16 protein-coding genes, 1 pseudogene and 1 riboswitch are annotated in these 19,199 nt (G+C 64.3%); of the genes and pseudogenes, 8 read left to right on the top strand and 9 right to left on the bottom strand.

Annotated elements, in window-relative coordinates:
* Window positions 1–663 precede the first annotated feature (663 nt).
* A pseudogene (locus AC629_RS37000) lies at window positions 664–2,728 on the top strand (peptidoglycan DD-metalloendopeptidase family protein).
* 32 nt (window positions 2,729–2,760) lie between these two features.
* Here the strand turns inward: AC629_RS37000 and AC629_RS36995 are convergent.
* Entirely contained in the window at window positions 2,761–3,174 is a 414-nt protein-coding gene (locus tag AC629_RS36995; protein ID WP_084809678.1) for a hypothetical protein, read from the bottom strand.
* A 257-nt stretch (window positions 3,175–3,431) separates the two neighbouring features.
* Here AC629_RS36995 and AC629_RS36990 point away from each other — a divergent pair, with 257 nt between their 5' ends.
* Window positions 3,432–3,704, top strand: a complete 273-nt coding sequence (locus AC629_RS36990; protein WP_084809677.1) for a hypothetical protein — start codon at window positions 3,432–3,434, stop codon at window positions 3,702–3,704.
* Window positions 3,705–3,778: 74 nt separating this feature from the next.
* Here AC629_RS36990 and clpB read toward each other — a convergent pair whose 3' ends face one another.
* On the bottom strand, window positions 3,779–6,418 hold the full coding sequence (clpB, locus tag AC629_RS36985) for an ATP-dependent chaperone ClpB (RefSeq protein ID WP_084809676.1): 2,640 nt from the start codon (window positions 6,416–6,418) through the stop codon (window positions 3,779–3,781).
* A gap of 241 nt (window positions 6,419–6,659) precedes the next feature.
* On the opposite strand from clpB, the gene AC629_RS36980 reads away from it, so the two are divergent.
* A complete protein-coding gene (locus tag AC629_RS36980) occupies window positions 6,660–7,448 on the top strand; it encodes an MOSC domain-containing protein (RefSeq protein WP_084809675.1) in 789 nt (262 codons plus the stop codon).
* 113 nt (window positions 7,449–7,561) lie between these two features.
* Here the strand turns inward: AC629_RS36980 and AC629_RS36975 are convergent, their stop codons facing one another.
* Entirely contained in the window at window positions 7,562–8,212 is a 651-nt protein-coding gene (locus tag AC629_RS36975; RefSeq protein ID WP_084809674.1) for an NlpC/P60 family protein, read from the bottom strand.
* Window positions 8,213–8,428: 216 nt separating this feature from the next.
* On the opposite strand from AC629_RS36975, the gene AC629_RS36970 reads away from it, so the two are divergent.
* Window positions 8,429–9,292, top strand: a complete 864-nt coding sequence (locus tag AC629_RS36970; RefSeq protein WP_084809673.1) for an alpha/beta fold hydrolase — start codon at window positions 8,429–8,431, stop codon at window positions 9,290–9,292.
* On the opposite strand, the gene AC629_RS36965 is transcribed toward AC629_RS36970, so the two are convergent.
* The 3 genes from AC629_RS36965 to metX form a co-directional block, all read right to left on the bottom strand.
* Entirely contained in the window at window positions 9,289–10,122 is an 834-nt protein-coding gene (locus tag AC629_RS36965; protein ID WP_168195679.1) for an outer membrane protein, read from the bottom strand. The genes AC629_RS36970 and AC629_RS36965 overlap by 4 nt on opposite strands.
* 346 nt (window positions 10,123–10,468) lie before the next feature.
* Window positions 10,469–11,131 (bottom strand): methionine biosynthesis protein MetW, encoded by a 663-nt coding sequence (gene metW, locus AC629_RS36960; RefSeq protein WP_084809671.1) that lies wholly within the window; start codon window positions 11,129–11,131, stop codon window positions 10,469–10,471.
* Between the two features lie 2 nt (window positions 11,132–11,133).
* Window positions 11,134–12,336 carry a homoserine O-acetyltransferase MetX gene (metX, locus tag AC629_RS36955; RefSeq protein ID WP_084809670.1) on the bottom strand — a complete coding sequence of 401 codons (1,203 nt, stop codon included), beginning with the start codon at window positions 12,334–12,336 and terminating at the stop codon, window positions 11,134–11,136.
* A gap of 92 nt (window positions 12,337–12,428) precedes the next feature.
* A riboswitch (SAM riboswitch) is annotated at window positions 12,429–12,508 on the bottom strand.
* Window positions 12,509–12,701: 193 nt separating this feature from the next.
* Here metX and AC629_RS36950 point away from each other — a divergent pair.
* From AC629_RS36950 to AC629_RS36940, 3 genes are read left to right on the top strand one after another with little or no spacing between them, the layout of a single operon-like run.
* Window positions 12,702–13,550 carry a chorismate mutase gene (locus AC629_RS36950; RefSeq protein ID WP_084809669.1) on the top strand — a complete coding sequence of 283 codons (849 nt, stop codon included), beginning with the start codon at window positions 12,702–12,704 and terminating at the stop codon, window positions 13,548–13,550.
* A gap of 33 nt (window positions 13,551–13,583) precedes the next feature.
* Window positions 13,584–14,681: a histidinol-phosphate transaminase gene (gene hisC / locus AC629_RS36945; protein WP_084809681.1), complete on the top strand. Its 1,098-nt coding sequence runs from the start codon at window positions 13,584–13,586 to the stop codon at window positions 14,679–14,681.
* On the top strand, window positions 14,678–15,613 hold the full coding sequence (locus AC629_RS36940) for a prephenate/arogenate dehydrogenase family protein (RefSeq protein WP_084809668.1): 936 nt from the start codon (window positions 14,678–14,680) through the stop codon (window positions 15,611–15,613). The genes hisC and AC629_RS36940 overlap by 4 nt, the downstream gene beginning before the upstream one ends.
* Window positions 15,614–15,632: 19 nt before the next feature.
* Here the strand turns inward: AC629_RS36940 and AC629_RS36935 are convergent, their stop codons facing one another.
* Window positions 15,633–16,817 (bottom strand): DUF2125 domain-containing protein, encoded by a 1,185-nt coding sequence (locus AC629_RS36935; RefSeq protein WP_084809667.1) that lies wholly within the window; start codon window positions 16,815–16,817, stop codon window positions 15,633–15,635.
* 110 nt (window positions 16,818–16,927) lie between these two features.
* Here AC629_RS36935 and AC629_RS36930 point away from each other — a divergent pair, with 110 nt between their 5' ends.
* Window positions 16,928–17,539, top strand: coding sequence for a gamma-glutamylcyclotransferase (locus AC629_RS36930; RefSeq protein WP_084809680.1), 612 nt, complete (start codon window positions 16,928–16,930; stop codon window positions 17,537–17,539).
* A gap of 97 nt (window positions 17,540–17,636) precedes the next feature.
* Here AC629_RS36930 and AC629_RS36925 read toward each other — a convergent pair whose 3' ends face one another.
* Window positions 17,637–18,410 carry a lysophospholipid acyltransferase family protein gene (locus AC629_RS36925; RefSeq protein ID WP_084809666.1) on the bottom strand — a complete coding sequence of 258 codons (774 nt, stop codon included), beginning with the start codon at window positions 18,408–18,410 and terminating at the stop codon, window positions 17,637–17,639.
* 22 nt (window positions 18,411–18,432) lie between these two features.
* On the bottom strand, window positions 18,433–19,137 hold the full coding sequence (locus AC629_RS36920) for a YdcF family protein (protein WP_084809665.1): 705 nt from the start codon (window positions 19,135–19,137) through the stop codon (window positions 18,433–18,435).
* Window positions 19,138–19,199 lie beyond the last annotated feature (62 nt).

Raw genomic sequence — 19,199 nt, 5'->3', positions numbered from 1 at the left:
GTTGTTGTGTTCACTCAACAAGGTGAGGAGCATCAGCGGCGCGTTCGCTCGCCCTGGTCAGTGACCCGGCGGCGCCGCGCTCAGTGGTTGGGTTATAGTCCCCGCCGATCTGGATTGTCAACGCCCATTGTCAACAAATCGTCGCACGGCGGGTCGCCGGAAAAATTCCCATGTTTCCAGCTGGTTAGAAGCCCCATGGAACCAATAGACCGAAGCCGCGCCGTAAAAATCTCAAAAAAAGTTCACGCCCCAGGGAGCTCCTGAGGGGCTCCAGAGGCGGCCTACCGCGCCCCTCCAGGGCGGGCCCGGGCCCCTAACCGTTCAGGAAATTTTTCCAGATTAGGCGCCGTACTAGAGCCACAATCCCGCGGCGTTCTGATAAGAGACAAGCTTGAATCGCGGGGATGCCAGTGGGGGCTGCCGGCGATTTTCATGGGGTCAGAGGGAGGCGAGCTTACGATGACGCGGCCTTCTTCGGACATTCGAGAGACATCGAGAGACCTTCACCTGCCTAGCTGTTCGTAATTTCGGCCGGCCCCCCGTTGGGGCTTTCTGAGCGCGGACGCCTATGCGGCTTGCCTTTTCCGGCGATCACCCCTTCAAGAGGGCGGCCAGGAAGGGTTCGAAAACGGGCATCTTGGGTCGTTGATTGGGGGACTTGGGTTGAACCACAGGACGTTACGCGGCGCTTACGGGCGTGAGACCGGGATCATCGATCTCGGCCACGAGCCGCCGCTTTCCGTCGATGGTTCTGAGGCCGCCGTCATCGATCGCCGTCGCGTCTCGGTACAATGGTTCAGCGGGACAATTCTGACCGGACTCTGCGGCGCGGCCCTGATCGGCGGCGCCGTTTTCGCGTCGCTCGACGGCGAGATGACCTTCGCCAAGGTGCCGGAGCGCGTCGAAGGTGCGCTGCGTGGTGCGTTCGGCGCAGCTGATCGCGCCGTCACGCTGCACAAGGCCGACCGCCTGCCGCCGCCGAACGAATCCACCGCCTCGCGCAACATCATGCGCGTCTCCACCGTGACGCGTGTCGGCAACCGCGACGTGATGCGGGTGCGTCCCTTCGTCCGGATCGCCGGCAATCTGTCGATGACGACAAGCGATCTGTCGGCAAAGGTTCCGCCGTTCAACGCCCAGCGCATGCTGACCGACGTCGGCTCCGACCCGAAGACCGCATCGGATGACCCCAACAATCCTGAAGCCGTCGAACCCGACGCCGAGGTCTCCTTCGTCACCAAGGACCTGTCGCCGGTGCTGCCGAAGGCCAAGATTTCCGCGGTGGTGGCGCTCGACGACATCCTGATGCGGGTGCGCGACGCCGCCAACTGGCGCGGCAATGGCGGGGTGCGCTACGCCTCGCTCGCCAATGCGACCGCCGACGTCTCCGGCGCGACCGGTTCGTCCGACATGAAGATGGCCTACGCCACTGAGGTGTCGCCGTCCGATCCCTATGCCGGCTTCGAGACGCGCGTGGTGCCGGAAAACGTCACGCTGCTGCCGAAGACCAAGGAGCAGATCACCGGCGGTAATCCGAACGGCGAACGCGTCCACATGGTCAAGAAGGGCGACAGCGTCGCGTCCGTCCTGCGCGATCTCGGCGCCACGCCGGAGGAGATCAAGGCGATCGCCGCAACGCTCGGCCCGCGCGGTCGCGACGGCGGCCTGAAGGAAGGCGAGAAGCTTCGCATCCTGATGGCGCCCGCAAGCCCCGGCGCGCGGCTGCAGCCCTACCGCGTCGTCGTTGCCAACGACACCATGGTGGAGGCAATCGCGGCGCTGTCCGATCTCGGCAAATACGTCGCGGTCGACGTGTCCAGCATGAACACCGTCGCCGACGGCGCGGCCAATGCCAACAGCGACGACGATGACGATGACGACGGCTCCGGCGTGCGGCTCTACCAGAGCATCTACGAGACCGCGATGCGCAACAAAGTGCCGATGCCGGTCATCGACGACATGATCAAGATCTACTCCTACGACGTCGATTTCCAGCGCAAGGTGCAGCCGGGCGATTCCTTCGACGTCTTCTACGCCGGCGAGGACGAGGGCGTGACCTCGGCCGAAAAGAACGAGGTGCTGTTCGCCTCGCTGACGGTCGGCGGCGAGACCAAGAAATACTATCGCTTCCAGAGCGCCGACGACGGCGTCGTCGACTACTATGACGAGACCGGCAAGAGCGCGAAGAAGTTCCTGGTGCGCAAGCCCGTCAACAGCGCCATCATGCGCTCCGGCTTCGGCGGCCGCCGCCATCCGATCCTTGGCTATGTGAAGATGCACACCGGCGTCGACTGGGCCACCACCTACGGCACGCCGATCTTCTCCGCCGGCAACGGCGTGATCGAGAAAGCCCAGCTCGAGGGCGGCTACGGCAAATATATCCGCATCAAGCACAACAACGGCTACGAGACCGCCTACGGCCACATGTCGGCTTTCGCCAAGGGCATGGAGCCAGGCAAGAAGGTGCGGCAGGGCCAGGTCATCGGCTTCGTCGGTTCGACCGGCCAGTCGACCGGCCCCCCACGTTCACTACGAAATCCTGGTCAACGGCCGCTTCGTCGACCCGATGCGCGTGAAACTGCCGCGCGGCCGTTCGCTGGAAGGTTCGATGCTTGCCGGCTTCGAGAAGGAACGCGACCGGCTCGACGGCATGATGAGCGGCCGCAACGGCGCCATCGCCCGCATGTCGGACGCCACCGGCGGGCCGTTGCAGGTCAGCAACCGCTAGGCTGGTAATCCCCCGACTCTGTCGACCTGCGGCTAGGACAAAACCTGTGCCCGCACGATCACGAAGACGATCCCGATCGCAGTCAGGCCGAACGACACGGCCATCAGCGGCAACAGGACGTCGATCGCGGCGTGCGAACCGTGAAGTTCTGCACCCCAAACCTTGAATTCGCCGGCCTCCCAGTCGCGCAGCGACATCGATTTAAGGTGCGGCTCATACGGCATCCGATACCTCCTCCAGAGCCGCGACAGCATCCACGGCAGCAGGGTTGCGACCATGAACAGCAACGTGACGAAGCCGAGGGACAGGCTGACATCGCTGCTGCGGTCAAACAGCACCCAGGCCATCAGCGCGAACCAGGCAACAAGGCCGACGGCGGCCGCGTAGATCTTGGGATGAAGCTGATCGAAGACAGGATGATTTGGGGCGACGAGATCTTGTTTCATGGCGATATTCTGCGCTGGCTAAAAGCAGGCTTCGCCGACGACGATTTTGCTGACACCGATCGATCGCGAGGGATCACAGGGCTTGATCGCAGCACCTGCTGGCAGGATTTGCCGGCGAACCTGTGTATTGGGGCAATGCCGGTTCGCGGCGACAGTTTCATTAAATCGGATGGCACGGACGGCCCCTGTTGGACCCGTGGAACTGTTCGGCGATCTTCACGATTGATTGGTGCGAGTCCGCCAAGAGGAGAACGACCATGCCGCACCTCTCCCGCGACGACGTCATCAAGGCCGTCGGCGGAGCTGACGATGTCACGATTGCACAAATCATCGGAACCGGCGCGACCGTCGAGGAACTCGCCGAAGCCCAGGCCTGGCTCGCCAATGACGAGCCCATGATCAACGATCTCCGTCCGCTCGCGCATGGCCGCGTGCGCGAGCTCGTGGACATCCTGTCGGAACTCGAACAGGACGGGGACGACGAAGGACCGGCCTCCCCGGCTCCGTCTCCCCCGTCAGCTAGCCAGTAGACCTGACCAAAACAATTCGCCCCGGAGAGGACGACCTCTCCGGGGCGATCTTGTTGAGCGGCGAGCGCCGGCGATCAGTTCAGCTTGCGCTTCGGCGCCGGCGCCTCGAACGTGGCGATTTCGGCAGTCTGCGGCGCCTTGCCGTTGAACGTCAGCACGTTGCCTGCGGCAGAGATCGCAACGGTATCCCCGTCCCTGACGTCGCCGGCCAGGATCATCTCGGCGAGCGGATCCTGGAGGTGACGCTGGATCACGCGCTTGAGCGGCCTCGCACCGTACGCGGGATCCCAGCCCTTGGCAGCTAACCAGTCGCGTCCCGCCGCATCGAGCGTCAGCACGATCTTGCGATCGGTCAAAAGCTTCTGCAGCCGAGCGAACTGGATCTCGACGATCCGGCCCATCTCGCTCTTCTGCAAGCGATGGAACAGGATGATCTCGTCGACGCGGTTCAGAAACTCAGGACGGAAATGCGCCCGCACCGTTCCCATCACCTGCTCACGCACGGCTGATGTGTCTTCGCCCTCCGGTTGATTCACCAGAAACTCCGAGCCGAGGTTCGAGGTCATGATGATCAGCGTGTTGCGGAAATCGACGGTTCGGCCCTGGCCATCGGTCAGCCGGCCGTCGTCGAGCACCTGCAACAGGACGTTGAAGACGTCCGGATGCGCCTTCTCGATCTCGTCGAACAGCACCACCTGGTAAGGCCGGCGCCGCACCGCTTCGGTAAGCGCACCACCCTCGTCATAACCGACATAACCCGGAGGCGCGCCGATCAGCCGCGAGACCGAATGCTTCTCCATGAACTCCGACATGTCGAGGCGGACCATCGCGGTCTCGTCGTTGAAGAGGTACTCCGCGAGCGCCTTCGTCAGCTCGGTCTTGCCGACGCCGGTCGGTCCTAAGAACATGAACGAGCCGGTCGGCCGGTTCGGGTCCTGCAGCCCTGCGCGCGAGCGGCGCACGGCGGTCGCAACCGCACGCACCGCCTCAGCTTGGCCGACGACGCGCTGTCCGAGCTGCTCCTCCATCTTGAGAAGCTTCTCTTTCTCGCCTTCCAGCATCTTGTCGACGGGCACGCCGGTCCAGCGCGAGACCACCTGCGCGATGTGGTTGGCGGTGACCGCCTCTTCCATCATCTGGCCGGAGCCTTCACGCGCCTCGATGTCCGCGAGCTTCTTCTCGAGCTCCGGGATCCGGCCATAAGCCAGCTCGCCCGCCTTCTGAAATTCGCCGCGACGTTGCGCGTTGGCGAGATCGACACGCAAGGCGTCGAGCTCGGACTTCAGCTTCTGGGCGTTGGAGAGCTTGTTCTTCTCCGCGCTCCAGCGCGACGTCAGCGCTGCAGACTTCTCCTCGAGCTCGGCGAGCTCCTTCTCGAGCAGTTCGAGACGGGTCTTGGAGCCGACATCGCTCTCCTTCTTGAGAGCTTCCTGCTCGATCTTGAGCCGGATGATCTCGCGGTCGAGCGAATCCAGCTCTTCCGGCTTGGAATCGACCTGCATCTTCAGCCGGGCCGCGGCCTCGTCCATGAGGTCGATCGCCTTGTCCGGCAGGAAACGGTCGGTGATGTAGCGGTTGGACAGCGTCGTGGCCGCCACGAGCGCGGAATCGGTGATCCGCACGCCGTGATGCTGCTCGTACTTGTCCTTTAGTCCGCGCAGGATCGAGATGGTGTCCTCGACCGAGGGCTCGCTGACGAAGATCGGCTGGAAGCGCCGCGCCAGCGCCGCATCCTTCTCGACGTGCTTCTGATACTCGTCGAGCGTGGTGGCGCCGATGCAGTGCAGCTCGCCGCGGGCAAGCGCCGGCTTGAGCAGGTTGGAGGCGTCCATCGCGCCGTCGCCCTTGCCGGCGCCGATCAGCGTGTGCATCTCGTCGATGAACAAGATGAAGTTGCCGTCGCTCGCGGTGACCTCCTGGAGCACGGCCTTGAGCCGCTCCTCGAATTCACCGCGGTATTTTGCGCCTGCAATCAGCGCACCGAGATCGAGCGAAAGCAGCTTCTTGTCCTTGAGGCTCTCGGGCACGTCGCCATTGACGATGCGCAGCGCGAGGCCCTCGGCGATGGCAGTCTTGCCGACGCCGGGCTCACCGATCAGGACGGGATTGTTCTTGGTTCGGCGCGACAGCACCTGGATGGTGCGGCGGATTTCCTCGTCGCGGCCGATGACCGGATCGAGCTTGCCGTCGCGCGCAGCCTGGGTCAGGTCGCGGGCATATTTCTTCAGCGCGTCATAGGCGTTCTCGGCGGTCGCCGAGTCAGCCGTGCGGCCCTTGCGCAGCGCCTCGATCGCGGCGTTGAGATTCTGCGGGGTGACGCCGCCCTTGGCCAGGATCGCGCCAGCCTCACTGGTCTTCTCCAGCGTGAGGCCGAGCAGAAGCCGCTCGACGGTGACAAAACTGTCGCCGGCCTTCTCGCCGGCCTTTTCGGCCGCGTCGAAGGTGCGGGCGAGCTCAGGCGCCAGATAGATCTGTCCGGCGCCGCCGCCGGAGACCTTCGGCACCTTGTTGAGGGCGTCCTCGGTCGCCTTCAGAATTGCACGGGAATTGCCGCCCGCACGGTCGATCAGACCGGCAGCCAGCCCCTCATTGTCGTCCAGCAGCACCTTCAGGACGTGCAGGGTCGAAAACTGCTGATGCCCCTCACGCACCGCAAGCGACTGTGCGGACTGGATGAAGCCCCTGGAGCGTTCGGTATATTTGTCGATATTCATGTCTTTTCTTTCCCTCGGCCTGCCCCTGGAGCCCTCTAAGGCACTCCAAACGGCATCTTCATTGGGTTTCCGCTGGCCGCGTTGACGTTCGTCAACAGGCAGCGGTCATTATCAGCCGGCGCTGGCGCCGACCTGATCCAGATGTGGGAAGCGTGCCCTTAGATCGGAAGAGGCGAGTTCACAATTTCGTGCGCTGATCCGCCTGCTTGGCGGGTCACGGTCGAATCCCTAAAGTAGCGGCATGACAGCCAGCCAGACCGCCGAGATCACCGGCCTCTACCGCTACCCGATCAAGGGCCTGACGCCCGAGCCCCTGCCCCGCGTCCCCCTGCGGACCGGCCAGACCCTGCCCGCCGACCGCCGCTATGCCATCGAGAACGGCCCGAGCGGGTTCGATCCCGAGGCGCCGGCGTGGATGCCCAAGACCCAATTTTTGATGCTGATGCGCAATGAGCGGCTCGCAGCCCTCGACAGCCGGTTCGAGGATGCGACCAATCGCCTGACGATCCGCAAGGACGGCCAGGTCGTCGCCAGCGGCGATCTCGAAACCGCCGCCGGGCGCGCGGCCATCGAGAGCTACTTCACCGAAAACTTTCAGCCCGAGCTGAAGGGCGCGCCAAAGCTGCTGTCCGGCCGTGACCACAGCTTTTCCGACGTCGCCCGCAAGGTCGTCTCCATCATCAATCTCGGCAGCGTCCGCGCGATCGAGACCATGCTCGGCGGCGCCTCCGTGAATCCCCTGCGCTTCCGCGCCAATCTCTACGTCCAGGGCTGGCCGGCCTGGTCCGAGCTCGATCTCGTCGGCCAGACGCTCGCGATCGGAGAGGCCCGGCTGAAAGTCGTCAAGCGCATCGTCCGCTGTGCAGCCACCAACGTCGATCCCCTGACCGCAGCGCGCGATCTCGAAATCCCGCCGACGCTCTCGCGCAATCTCGGCCACATGGATTGCGGCATCTATGCCGAGGTCATCGCCGACGGCGAGATCGGCGTGGGTGACGCGATTGCGGTGGAAGAGCCGAAATTTGTGTGACGGCACACCGGCGCAACGCACTCCGTCATTGCGAGGAGCGAAGCGACGAAGCAATCCAGACTATTTCCGCGGGAGGATTCTGGATTGCTTCGCTTCGCTCGCAATGACGAACTTCAGTTCGGCATCACATACGCATAGATCCGGCCGCGCGACACCGGCGCCTCGCGAACACGATTGCCGTTGTTGCCGGAGATCATGATCGGATTGCCCTGCGCGTCCACGCCCGTGATGATGCCGACATGGCCGCCGCGGCGGCCGCGCGACATGACCGCGATGGCGCCGACCTGCGGGCCGGAGACGCGCGTGCCGTAACGCGCGAATGAGTTCGCCATGTCGGATCCCGTGCCCCGATGGCCGGTGTGCTGCAGCACCATGTTCATGAAGCGCGCGCACCACAGACTGCCGCGTCCGGTCGGATTGCCGCCGAGATGACGTCGCGCCTCGGACACGAGGCTCGATCCGCCGCCGCTCGTTGCCATTCCGTTATTGGCCATATCGCCGCTGTTGGCGTTCGGATTGTAGCTGGCCTGGGTGCTGGCGAATTCGCTTGCCTGCAACTGCGCCGCGCTGCGCTCGAAGCGCGAACTGCGCGCATGGTGCCGGTAATGATGATGTCTGCTGACGTGGTGCACGTCAGCGTGCCGCTCTGCGCTATGACGATGTGGCCGCGCTGAGGCCGGAGAAACGAATGCGGCAACCGCCGCGAAGAAGAGCGCCAGCGCGACAACACAACGCGACAGGCGATACGCAAACAACTCAAACATACTTCATCCTTCGTTGACACCCCCACTTCCGATCGGCCCGTGCACTGGCCGACATCCGCCGGGCCGTTAAGCCGCCCGATGTGGCGAGAAAAAGACGCCGCGCCCCGGGAATTGCTGCGATGAATTTGTGTCGGTGCTGGTCTGATGCTGCCGCATTGCGGACAACAGCGTTAACTGCAATTCTCTCACTACGGCTCGAAGAGAGGGAAATAGTTAATGCCCCACGCCACGACCAGGGACGACGTCCGCATCTATTTCGAAGAAGCGGGTCAGGGAACGCCGATTATTTTTCTGCACGAGTTCGCGGCCGACTACACCAATTGGGAGCCGCAGATGCGCTATTTCTCGCGCGGCCATCGCTGTATCACCTATTCCGCGCGCGGCTACACACCATCGGACGTGCCCGATGGCGAGGTCTACACCCATGAGCACTTCTACACCGACGCGCTTGCCGTGCTCGATCACCTCAAGATCGAGCGCGCGCATCTCGTCGGCTTGTCGATGGGTGCCTACTCGTCGCTCCAGATCGGATTGAACGCGCCGCAGCGCGCGCTGTCGATGACGCTGGCCGGCGTCGGCTCCGGCTCGGAGATCGAGAATCTTGACAACTGGCGCAAGCAGTGCCGCGCCAATGCCGAGCAATTCGAGACGCTCGGCTCGACCGAGGTCGCAAAAGCCACGCGCGAGGCACCGAGCCGGATTCCCTTCCTGGTGAAGGACCCGCGCGGACACGCCGATTTCTACGCCGCGCTGGCGCGGCACGATGCCAAGGGTTCTGCGAATACGATGCGCGGCTTCCAGGGCGGCCGCCCCTCGATCTACACGATGTCGGATGCAATCAGGGGCGTCACAACGCCGGCGCTGATCATCTGCGGCGACGAAGATGATCCGTGCGTCGGACCGAGCCTGTTCCTGAAGAAGCATCTGCCCGCGGCGGGGCTCGCGATGTTTCCGAAGTCAGGCCACGTGCTCAATCTCGAAGAGCCCGCGCTGTTCAACGAAACGGTGGAGCGGTTCGCGACGCTGGTGGAAGCGGGGCGATGGCCGGTGCGCGATCCGAGGTCAGTGCCGGTCAACTAGTTGAAGTGCCAGTTCACGCCGAGACGCACGATGTGCCCATCGAAGCGCGTCGAGGATTGGACCGGGTTGACGAAGGCGACCAGGCCTCCGTGAGGCTGGACCAGCGTGAAGTTGGAGGAATGCGAACCGAGGTCGTAATAGAGATATTCGGCCTTGGCGCTCCAGGATCGCAGGAACATCCACTCGAAGCCGCCGCCAGCCGTCCAGCCCGCCAGCGTGCCCGCGAAACTCGAGCTCGCGCCGATCGGCCCGTTCGTGACGGCCGGAGTGAGGCTGAAGAGATCGGTGCTGGTCGAGACGCGACCATAGGCGAGGCCGCCCGTGCCGTACACGAGCAGGGCGGGCGTCGCGAGAAAGCCGAGACGGCCGCGGACGGTGCCGAGATAGTCGAGGCGCTTGGTGACCGTGGTGGTCATCTGGTAGTTGAAGACCGGCGCCAGGGCGAGAGGCACGACTGTCACGGCGCTGCCGGTGCCGCCGCCCGCAACGCCCTGGATGTCGGCTTCAAGACCTGCGACCCATCCGCGGTCGAACTGAAAATTCCAGCCGAGCTGGCCGCCGCCGATGAAGCGATCACTCTTGACCGGGATGCTGGTGGTCGCGGCTGCCGCGGCCGCGTCGGCAAGATTCACCGGCAAGGCGCCGGCTGCTGTCGGGAACGCCGTCGACACGGTGTCGACCGTTTGATGTCCATTCCAGGTGCCGCCCAGGTTCACGCCGCCGTACCAGCCGGTCCAGCTCTCGGCCGCTGTCGCGATCGGCGCCTTGACTGCCGGCTGGTAGGCAAGATCAGCCGCATCAGCTGAGCACACGCCAAGAACAGCCGCCATCGCCCCAACTACAATTCCGTTCGTCCGCATTGTCCGCCCCCGATACCCGATTGAGCCGACTGCAAAGGCGCCGCTCGTGCGTGCGCAATTCGTCGGTCAATCTCGTTATCGGATTTGCGGCACAGACGCTCGGCCTGAGCGGCACAAGCATTGGACAGTGCGGAACTGCGTGATCCTGTTCAGCAGCTTGTTGCGTTCAGGCAACAGCGTTCTCGGCCTCTATGGTTCGAGGCGCGCCGAAGGCGGCGCTCCTCACAATGAGAGTCCAAGATTTCATCGCGAAACAAGACCTCATCCTAACAGGGTGAGGGTCTAACGGATGCTGCGCTCGCAATGACGGTGGCTATTATTTCCCCCCGCCCCGGCTCAGCAGAAACACGCCCTGCTCGCCGAACATGTTCCAGACCCACCACGGCAGCCGCAGGCGCAGCGGACGACCATAGAGGTCCAGCGCCTCGGCGCGCTCCATCTTGACGTGGATGGCGTCGCAGAGCTCGACGAAATCCTTGATGGTGCAGAAATGGATGTTGGCGGTGTCGTACCAGGTCGCCGGCAAATTCTCCGTGCGCGGCATGTGCCCGCCGATCAGGAGCTGGAGCCGCATCTTCCAGAAGCCGAAATTCGGGAACGAGACGATGGCGCGGTGGCCGATGCGCAGCAGGTTCTCCAGCACCACCTTCGGCTGCCGCGTCGCCTGCAGCGTCTGCGACAGGATCACGTAGTCGAAGGCATCGTCCGGATAATTGACGAGGTCGGTGTCGGCGTCGCCCTGCACCACCGCGAGGCCCTTGGCGACGCAGCGATTGACGCCTTCGCGCGACAGCTCGATGCCGCGGCCGTCGATGCCGCGGGTCTCCAGAAGCTGGAGCAGATCGCCGTCGCCGCAACCGACGTCGAGCACTCTCGAGCCCGGCTTGACCATCTCGGCGACCAGCAAATGGTCGGCGCGAAAATGGCCGGTCTGCTCCGTTGCAAGGCCGCCCAGCGGCAGCACTTCCTGTACAGACATCGCTAGCCGTCCTTGCCGGTAAGCCCACGCGCCTTGCCTGCCGAATGCAGGAAGGCGCGCGAGATGTCGAAGAATTCGGGCACGTCGAGCAGGAAGGCGTCATGGCCGCGATCGGTCTCGATCTCGGCGAACGACACCCGCGCGCTCGACGCATTCAGCGCATGCACCAGCGCGCGCGATTCCGAGGTCGGGAACAGCCAGTCGCTGGTGAAGGAGACGACGCAGAAGCGGGTCTGGATTCCAGCGAACGCCTTGGCCAGCACGCCGCCATGGTCGGCAGCGATGTCGAAGTAGTCCATCGCACGGGTCAGATAGAGATAGGAGTTGGCATCGAACCGCTCGACGAAGGACGAGCCCTGGTAGCGCAGATAGCTCTCGACCTGGAAGTCGGCGTCGAACGAGAACGTCGGCAGCTCGCGATCCTGCATGCGCCGGCCGAATTTTCGATGCAGCGCGGCGTCAGAGAGATAGGTGATGTGCGCCGCCATCCGCGCCACCGCGAGGCCGCGATGCGGATGGATGCCCTGATCGGCATAGCCGCCATTGTGCCAGTCGGGATCGGCCATCACCGCCTGACGGCCGAGCTCGTGGAAGGCGATGTTCTGCGCCGAGTGCCGCGTCGCGCAGGCGATCGCCAGCGCGGAGAATACGCGCTTGGGATAGGCGGCGGTCCATTGCAGCACCTGCATGCCGCCCATCGAGCCTCCGACCACGGCGAACAGCGTATCGATGCCGAGCCGATCGATCAGCATCGCCTGCGCGCGCACCATGTCCGGGATGGTGATGACCGGGAAATCCAGGCCCCATACCTTGCCGGTTGCAGGATTGATCGAGGCCGGCCCGGTCGAGCCCATGCAGCCGCCGATGACGTTGGCGCAGATGATGAAGTAGTGTTGAGGATCAAGCGGCCGGCCGGGACCGACGAGGGTCTCCCACCAGCCGGACTTGCCGGTGACCGGATGCACGTTGGCGACGTGCTGGTCGCCGGTCAGCGCATGGCAGATCAGAACGGCGTTGGAGCGCGCGGCGTTGAGCTCGCCATAGGTCTGGTAGGCGATCTGGAACGGGGTGAGATCGACGCCGCAATCGAGCCGCAGCGGCTGGTCGGCGCCGAAATGCGCGACCTCGGAGCTCGGATGATCGACCTCATGCGACCGATCGTCGGCACTGATCGCGGGACTGGGAATCGCTTTGACGCCAACCATCTCTGATCATCGACCTCGTTTGCGATCACACTCTCGACCGCATTGACATCAGGCCATGAAAAACCCGGCCTGAACGATAGGTTCGGCCGGGATCGGAAACGTCCCCGGCCTGTTTAGCGAGTTTTTTAACGTGGCTGCAAGCCGGCCGGCTCAAATGACCACGGAACAGGCAAAACCTACTGGCTTGGGCGATTTTCGTCAAGTCGCGGTCCGGATTAACCAAATTCGTCCCTGTCACATCAGCAGAAAAGACTGTCATTTCTCTTTGCTTTCGCGGCTCCGACTGCCTAATCAAGACGTCAACCGCAGCGGATCTGTCCCCGGACGACCTGCATTGGAACGCCTCTCAACAGCCCTTGTCAGATATGACCCAACGTCCGCCCGCGCCACCATCGCTCCAGGAATTGCGCAAGGAGATCGACGCGATCGACGAGGGCATGCACCGCCTGCTGATGCAGCGCGGCGACATCATCGACCGCCTGATCCAGGTGAAGCAGACCCAGGAGGTCGGCTCGGCGTTCCGCCCGGCGCGCGAGGCCGCCATGATGCGTGACCTCGTCCAGCGCCATCGCGGCATCCTGCCGCTCGACACGGTCGAGAGCATCTGGCGCGTCATCATCTCGACCTTCACCTACGTGCAGGCCCCATTCTCCGTGCATGCCGACATCTCGGTGAGCGAGCCGGCCATGCGCGATTCCGCGCGTTTCCATTTCGGCTTCACCGTGCCTTACGTCGCGCATTTCAGCGCGCAGGCAGCGGTCGAGGCGGTAGCGAAATCCAAGGGCGATCTGGCGCTGGTCTCGGCAACCTCGAGCCGTACGCCGTGGTGGCTGTCGCTGGAAGCGACCGGTGCACCGAAGATCATCGCGCGGATGCCCTTCGTCGAGCGCGCCGATCATCCGGCGGCGATGCCCGTGTTCGCGGTCTCGCGCGTCGCCGACAGCGCCCTGGTGACGGAGGTCGAGACCTTCAGCGTCCGCGTGTCGGGGTGGAACGCCGAGGTCGCTCGCGCCCTGTCGCCGCTCGCCGAAATCGTGGCGGTGCCCGATACCGCTTTCGACGGCGCGGCGCTGCTGGTCTCGGTCACGAGCGCGACCAGCATCGACAAAATCAAGGCTGCCCTGATCGAAGCGGGGGCCTCGGTGCGGTCCACGGCCCTCGTCGGCAGCCACGCAACGCGCTATACGGTCCCCCCGGCCGGGTCGAAATCGTAAGTCACGAGCAGCCCAGCCTATCCGGAGTTGAAGATGTCCCGCCCCGTGCCGAATCCCGGCATTCTCGATATTGCGCCCTACACGCCCGGCAAGAGCCCGGTGCCGGAGCCGGGCCGCAAGGTGTTCAAGCTCTCGGCCAACGAGACGCCGTTCGGGCCCTCGCCCAAGGCGATCGAGGCCTTCAAGAACGTGGCGACGCATCTGGAAGATTATCCGGAAGGCACCTCGCGCGTGCTGCGCGAAGCGATTGGCCGTTCTTTCGGGCTCGACCCCAACCGCATCATCTGCGGCGCCGGCTCGGACGAGATCCTCAATCTGCTCGCCCACACCTATCTCAGCCAAGGCGACGAGGCGATCTCGACCACGCACGGCTTCCTGGTCTACCCGATCGCGACCATGGCGGTCGGCGCCAAGAACGTCGTCGCACAGGAGACCAACCTCACCTGTAATGTCGACGCCATCCTCAAGGCGGTGACGCCGCGGACGAAGCTGGTCTGGCTCGCCAACCCGAACAATCCGACCGGCACCTATGTGCCGTTCGACGAGATCAAGCGCCTGCGCGCCGGCTTGCCGTCGCACGTGCTGCTGGTGCTGGACGCGGCCTATTCCGACTACGTCTCGCGCAACGATTACGAGATGGGGATCGAGCTGGTCGCCACCACCGAGAACACCGTGGTGACGCACACCTTCTCCAAGATCCACGGCCTCGCGGCCCTGCGCGTTGGCTGGATGTTCGGCCCCGAGCACATCATCGATGCGGTCAACCGCATCCGCGGTCCCTTCAACGTGTCGACGCCGGCGATGTACGCCGCCGTCGCTGCGATCGAGGACACCGCGCACCAGGCGATGTCGAAGCAGTTCACCGAGACCTGGCGCAACTGGCTGACCGAGCAGATCGGCAAGCTCGGACTGAAGGTGACGCCGAGCGTCGCCAATTTCGTGCTGATCCATTTCCCGACCGAGAAGGGCAAGACCTCTGACGAGGCCGATGCCTACCTCACCAAGCGTGGCCTCGTGCTGCGCGCGCTGAAGAACTACGGCCTGCCGCATTCGCTGCGCATGACCATCGGCACCGAGGAGGCCAACCGCCTCGTCGTCGACGGCCTGCGCGACTTCATGGCCGGCAAATGAGCGTTGATCCGCACTTCCAGCGCGTCGCGCTGATCGGCTTCGGCCTGATCGGCGGTTCGATCGCTCGCGCTGCGAAGCTCCAGGGCCTGGCCGGCGAGATCGTCACCACCGCACGCTCGGAGAAGACGCGCGCGCGGGTGATCGAGCTCGGCATCGTCGACCAGGTCGTGGCGACCAATGCGGAGGCTGTGAAGGACGCCGATCTCGTCATCCTCTGCATTCCCGTCGGCGCCTGCGGACCGGTGGCGCAGGAGATCGCTGCGCATCTGAAGCCGGGCGCGATCGTCTCCGACGTCGGCTCGGTCAAGGGCGCGATCGTCAGGGACATGGCGCCGCATCTGCCGAAGAACATTCACTTCGTGCCGGCGCACCCCGTAGCGGGCACCGAGCATTCGGGCCCGGATTCCGGCTTCGCCGAGCTCTTCATCAACCGCTGGTGCATCCTCACCCCGCCGGAAGGCACCGACGCATCCGCCGTCGCGCACTTACGCGCCTTCTGGGCGGCGATGGGCGCAAAGGTCGAGGTCATGACGCCGGATCATCATGATCTCGTGCTCGCGATCACCAGCCACCTGCCGCATCTGATCGCCTACACCATCGTCGGCACCGCCGACGAGCTGGCGCAGGTGACGGAATCCGAGGTCATCAAGTTCTCCGCCGGTGGCTTCCGCGACTTCACCCGCATCGCCGCGTCCGACCCGACGATGTGGCGCGACGTGTTCCTTGCCAACAAGGAAGCGGTGCTGGAGATGCTCGGCACCTTCACCGAGGATCTCGCAAAGCTGACCCGCGCGATCCGCCGCGGCGACGGCGAGGCGTTGTTCGACCATTTCACCCGCACCCGCGCGATCCGCCGCGGCATCGTTGAGATCGGCCAGGACTCGGCGGCAGCGGATTTCGGCCGGCCGCATGAGGCACTGAAGAAGCCGTAGAGATTGGTACTGCGGACGGTTAATACAGCGGCGGGATCTGGCCGACCTTGATCGGACCGAGCATCACGGCGCCGTCGGCGAACTTCAGCGGAAAGCTGCGCGCCTTCTTGCCCTCGAGCGTGCTCTCGGTGCCGATCGAGTTGATGCCGGCGGCAACGCCGGCATTGGCGTTCTGCTTGATGACCTTGCCGAGGCCGGGAACGGCGCGGTCGAGCGCGCCGAACAGATTGTTGAGATCCTGCGACTTCACGCCGGGCGCGACGCGATCGAGCGTCGCCTGCGGCACGCCCTCCTCCAGCATCTTCTCGATGCCGAGCGCCGGGATCACCCGCTCGAGACCTGTCACCGTCATCTGCAATTCGCCGTCTAATCGGCCATTGGCCGAGAGTCCGAGCGTGCCGGCGGCGACCGCGATCATCTCGCCCTGCTGAATCCGCGACTGCACGATCTCGATATGACCGCCGGCGGCCTGGAGCTCGCGGAAGCGCTGCGGCCAGGGCTTTGGCGTGAGGTCGGAGAGGCCGGTGATCTTCGCGCGCGTGTCCGCCTCGAACGGCTCGGCCAGCAGCGGATGAACGCCCTGGATGCTGCCCTGCGCGACGTGGAGCACGGTCTCGATGATCGGATGGTCGGACGATGATCCATCTGCAAAGCGCCCGTGCAGCTCGACCTGCTTGGCGCGCGCGAGCGGCACTTGCACGCTGCCGTCGAGACGATTGATGACGGGATCATCGAATACGATGGAGGCGCGTTCCGGCACCGCCGGCAGGCCGACCACGCTGCTGCGGCCCTTGCTCCAGTTCACCACGAAGGTGTTTTGCGTGACGCCGTCGGTCAGCGTTGCGGGCGCGGAGAATTCGGCGATGACGAGCTTGGGATCATAAACCTGGGCGACGACCAGGATGTTGTCCAGCTTGGCGGTGAACGGCGTCTTGCTCGCGTTCTGCGACACCAAGGCGACGCTGGCGCCGGTACACTGGACCTCGAAGCGGAACGGGAATCCGGCGATCGAGCGCTTGGCGCAATCATAGATGCGGCCGGATTTGGCCTCCTGCGCGCGCCAGGCGTCGGCGGCGACCTCGGCCTGCGAGGCCGCATAGAACCAGAAGCCGCTCCACGCCGCTGCGAGGATCAGGAGGAGAACGGGTGCAATGAAAAGGCCCCAACGGGAGCGCCGGCCTGCGTTAACGGTCATATCAGACATGCGGCGACCCTTTGATCCCAGATTTTGGCAAATGTAAGCGAGGCCGGCCTGCGACGAAAGGCAGAGAATTTGCTTCGCTTGGGGGCACGGTTCTGGTAGCCGTGCCCGACATGTCGGAAATCAACCTCCCCTCCGTCACCACTGCCAAAGGCGACCTCTGGGTGTTCGGCTACGGCTCGCTGATGTGGCGGCCGGGCTTCGAATTCGAGGAACGCGTTCCGGCGCGGCTGGTCGGCGAACATCGCGCGCTCTGCGTCTATTCCTTCGTGCATCGCGGCACGCCGGAGAAGCCGGGCCTGGTGCTCGGGCTCGACCGCGGCGGCGCCTGCCGTGGCATTGCCTTCCGCGTCGCCGAGAAAAGCCGCGCTGACGTGGTCACCTATTTGCGGGAGCGCGAGCAGGTAACGTCGGTCTATCGCGAGGTGATGCGCTCGGTGTGGTTGGAGAACGACGCCCGGCAGCGCGTCTCCGCGCTCGCCTACGTCGTCGACCGCGGCCATGCGCAATATGCCGGCCGGCTGTCGCTCACCGATCAGCACCGCCACGTCATCCAGGGCCACGGCCAGTCCGGCGCCAACCGCGATTACGTGACGGCGACAGTGAGGGCAATCGAGGCCGAAGGCTTTCGCGATGCGCAGCTGCATCAGCTCGCGACGATGCTGCACGGTGATGCGCATTCCCTGCACGCGCCGGCCCCGGCAGAAGATCGAGAGAACCGCTAAAGCGCGATGAGATTGCGATAAATCGTCATCGCGCTTTAGATTATTGTTTGAGCATGATCTTTTCGGAAAACCGCTTCACACTTTTCCGGATCATGCTCTAGCTCTCCGACGGCGCATAGCTCGGCGAGGAGCCGATCAACTGCTCCTGCTCCTTCCGGCCCGCTTCGACGATGCGAGTGGTCGCGTCTTCGATGGCGGTTTGCACACGGGAGAGAAACTCGTCCTTCGGCAAGCCCGGCGGCAACGGATCGAGGAACTCCACCACGAGCGTGCCCGGATAGCGCATGAAGGTGCGGCGCGGCCAGAACAGACCGGAATTGAGCGCGATCGGCAGGCACTGCACGCCGCAGGACGAATAGATTTGCGCAAAGCCGGTCTTGTAGTCGGGCGGCGCGCCCGGCGCACGGCGCGTTCCTTCCGGAAAGATGACGAGCTGGCGGCCGCCGCGCACCGCGTCGCGCGCGCGCCGCGTCATGTCCAGCAGCGCCTTCACGCCGGCATTGCGGTCGATCGCGATCATCCCGGTCTTGACCAGGAACTGACCGAAGACCGGGATCTGCATGAGCTGACGCTTGAGGATGAAGATCGGTCGATCGAAAAACCCCGGCAGCACAAAGGTCTCCCAGAATGACTGGTGCTTCGCCACGATCAGCAGCGGTCCCTGCGGGATCTTCTCATGCCCACGGAATTCCACCTTGATGTTGCAGACCACACGCATCAGGAACAGCGTGGCCTTCGCCCACCATTCCGCGACCGTCAGCATGGCGCGCGGCGGCATCGCGAAGGTCGGCAGCGCCACGATCGCGAGACACACCAGCACGGTGTAGAACAGCACGTTGAACACGAGCGAGCGCAGGAAAATCAGGAACATCGACGATCCGATCAATTGCCGATCAATTGGCCTGTGCGGTGGCGGGCCGCTTCGGTTGCATACCCGCAGGCTGCTCCGACACTTCGGGCGAAAGGTCAATCCCGAAATCCTCCAGCCGCACCCTGATCACTGCCGCGATGTACTTGACATATTCCGAGAGCAGGAGCCGCAAGGTGGACCCCGATGTCCACCACGGCTCCTCGCGCCACTTGTCGCCGACCACCACGAACGGAATCAGCGTCGTCTCCGGCATCGCATGCGAAAATTCCACCAGCGCGCGCGGCATATGATAGTTCGAGGTGACCACGATCAGCGATTTGAATTGGCGCTCCTGCGCCCAGCGGCGCGTCTCCGCCGCATTACCGTGGGTCGTGAGCGCGGTGCGGTCGAGGTCGACGCAACATCTCATGAAGGACTGGTTCTCCGGCAACGTCCGGGAGATGTCGTTCGCCGTCGAGGTCGGATGCACGCCGGAGATCAGGAGTCGCTTGCCGTAGCCGGCTGCCAGCAGCTCCATCGCGTCCGACACCCGCGAAGAGCCGCCGGTCAGCACCACGATGCCGTCCGCCTTCCGGCCCGGCGCGATCTCGGCGCCGCGCAACTGGGACAGGAACGCAACGAAGCCCGCCGCCGCACCGACGAAGACGAGCGCGATTGTCGATGCCACGGCCGCGCGCAGCCATCCGCGCGGCAAGTTTGGCGATCGATCGTCGGTCGGCGAGGTCATATGATGTCGGTGATCCCTTCCCCGGATGATTTTAAGACGTTTTGAGGCGAAGTGGAGTCCGG

This window comes from Bradyrhizobium sp. NAS80.1 (assembly GCF_001908205.1).
Lineage (GTDB): Bacteria > Pseudomonadota > Alphaproteobacteria > Rhizobiales > Xanthobacteraceae > Bradyrhizobium.
The sequence above is the reverse complement of the archived record's forward strand: the minus strand, read 5'-3'. Positions and strand labels throughout refer to the sequence as shown.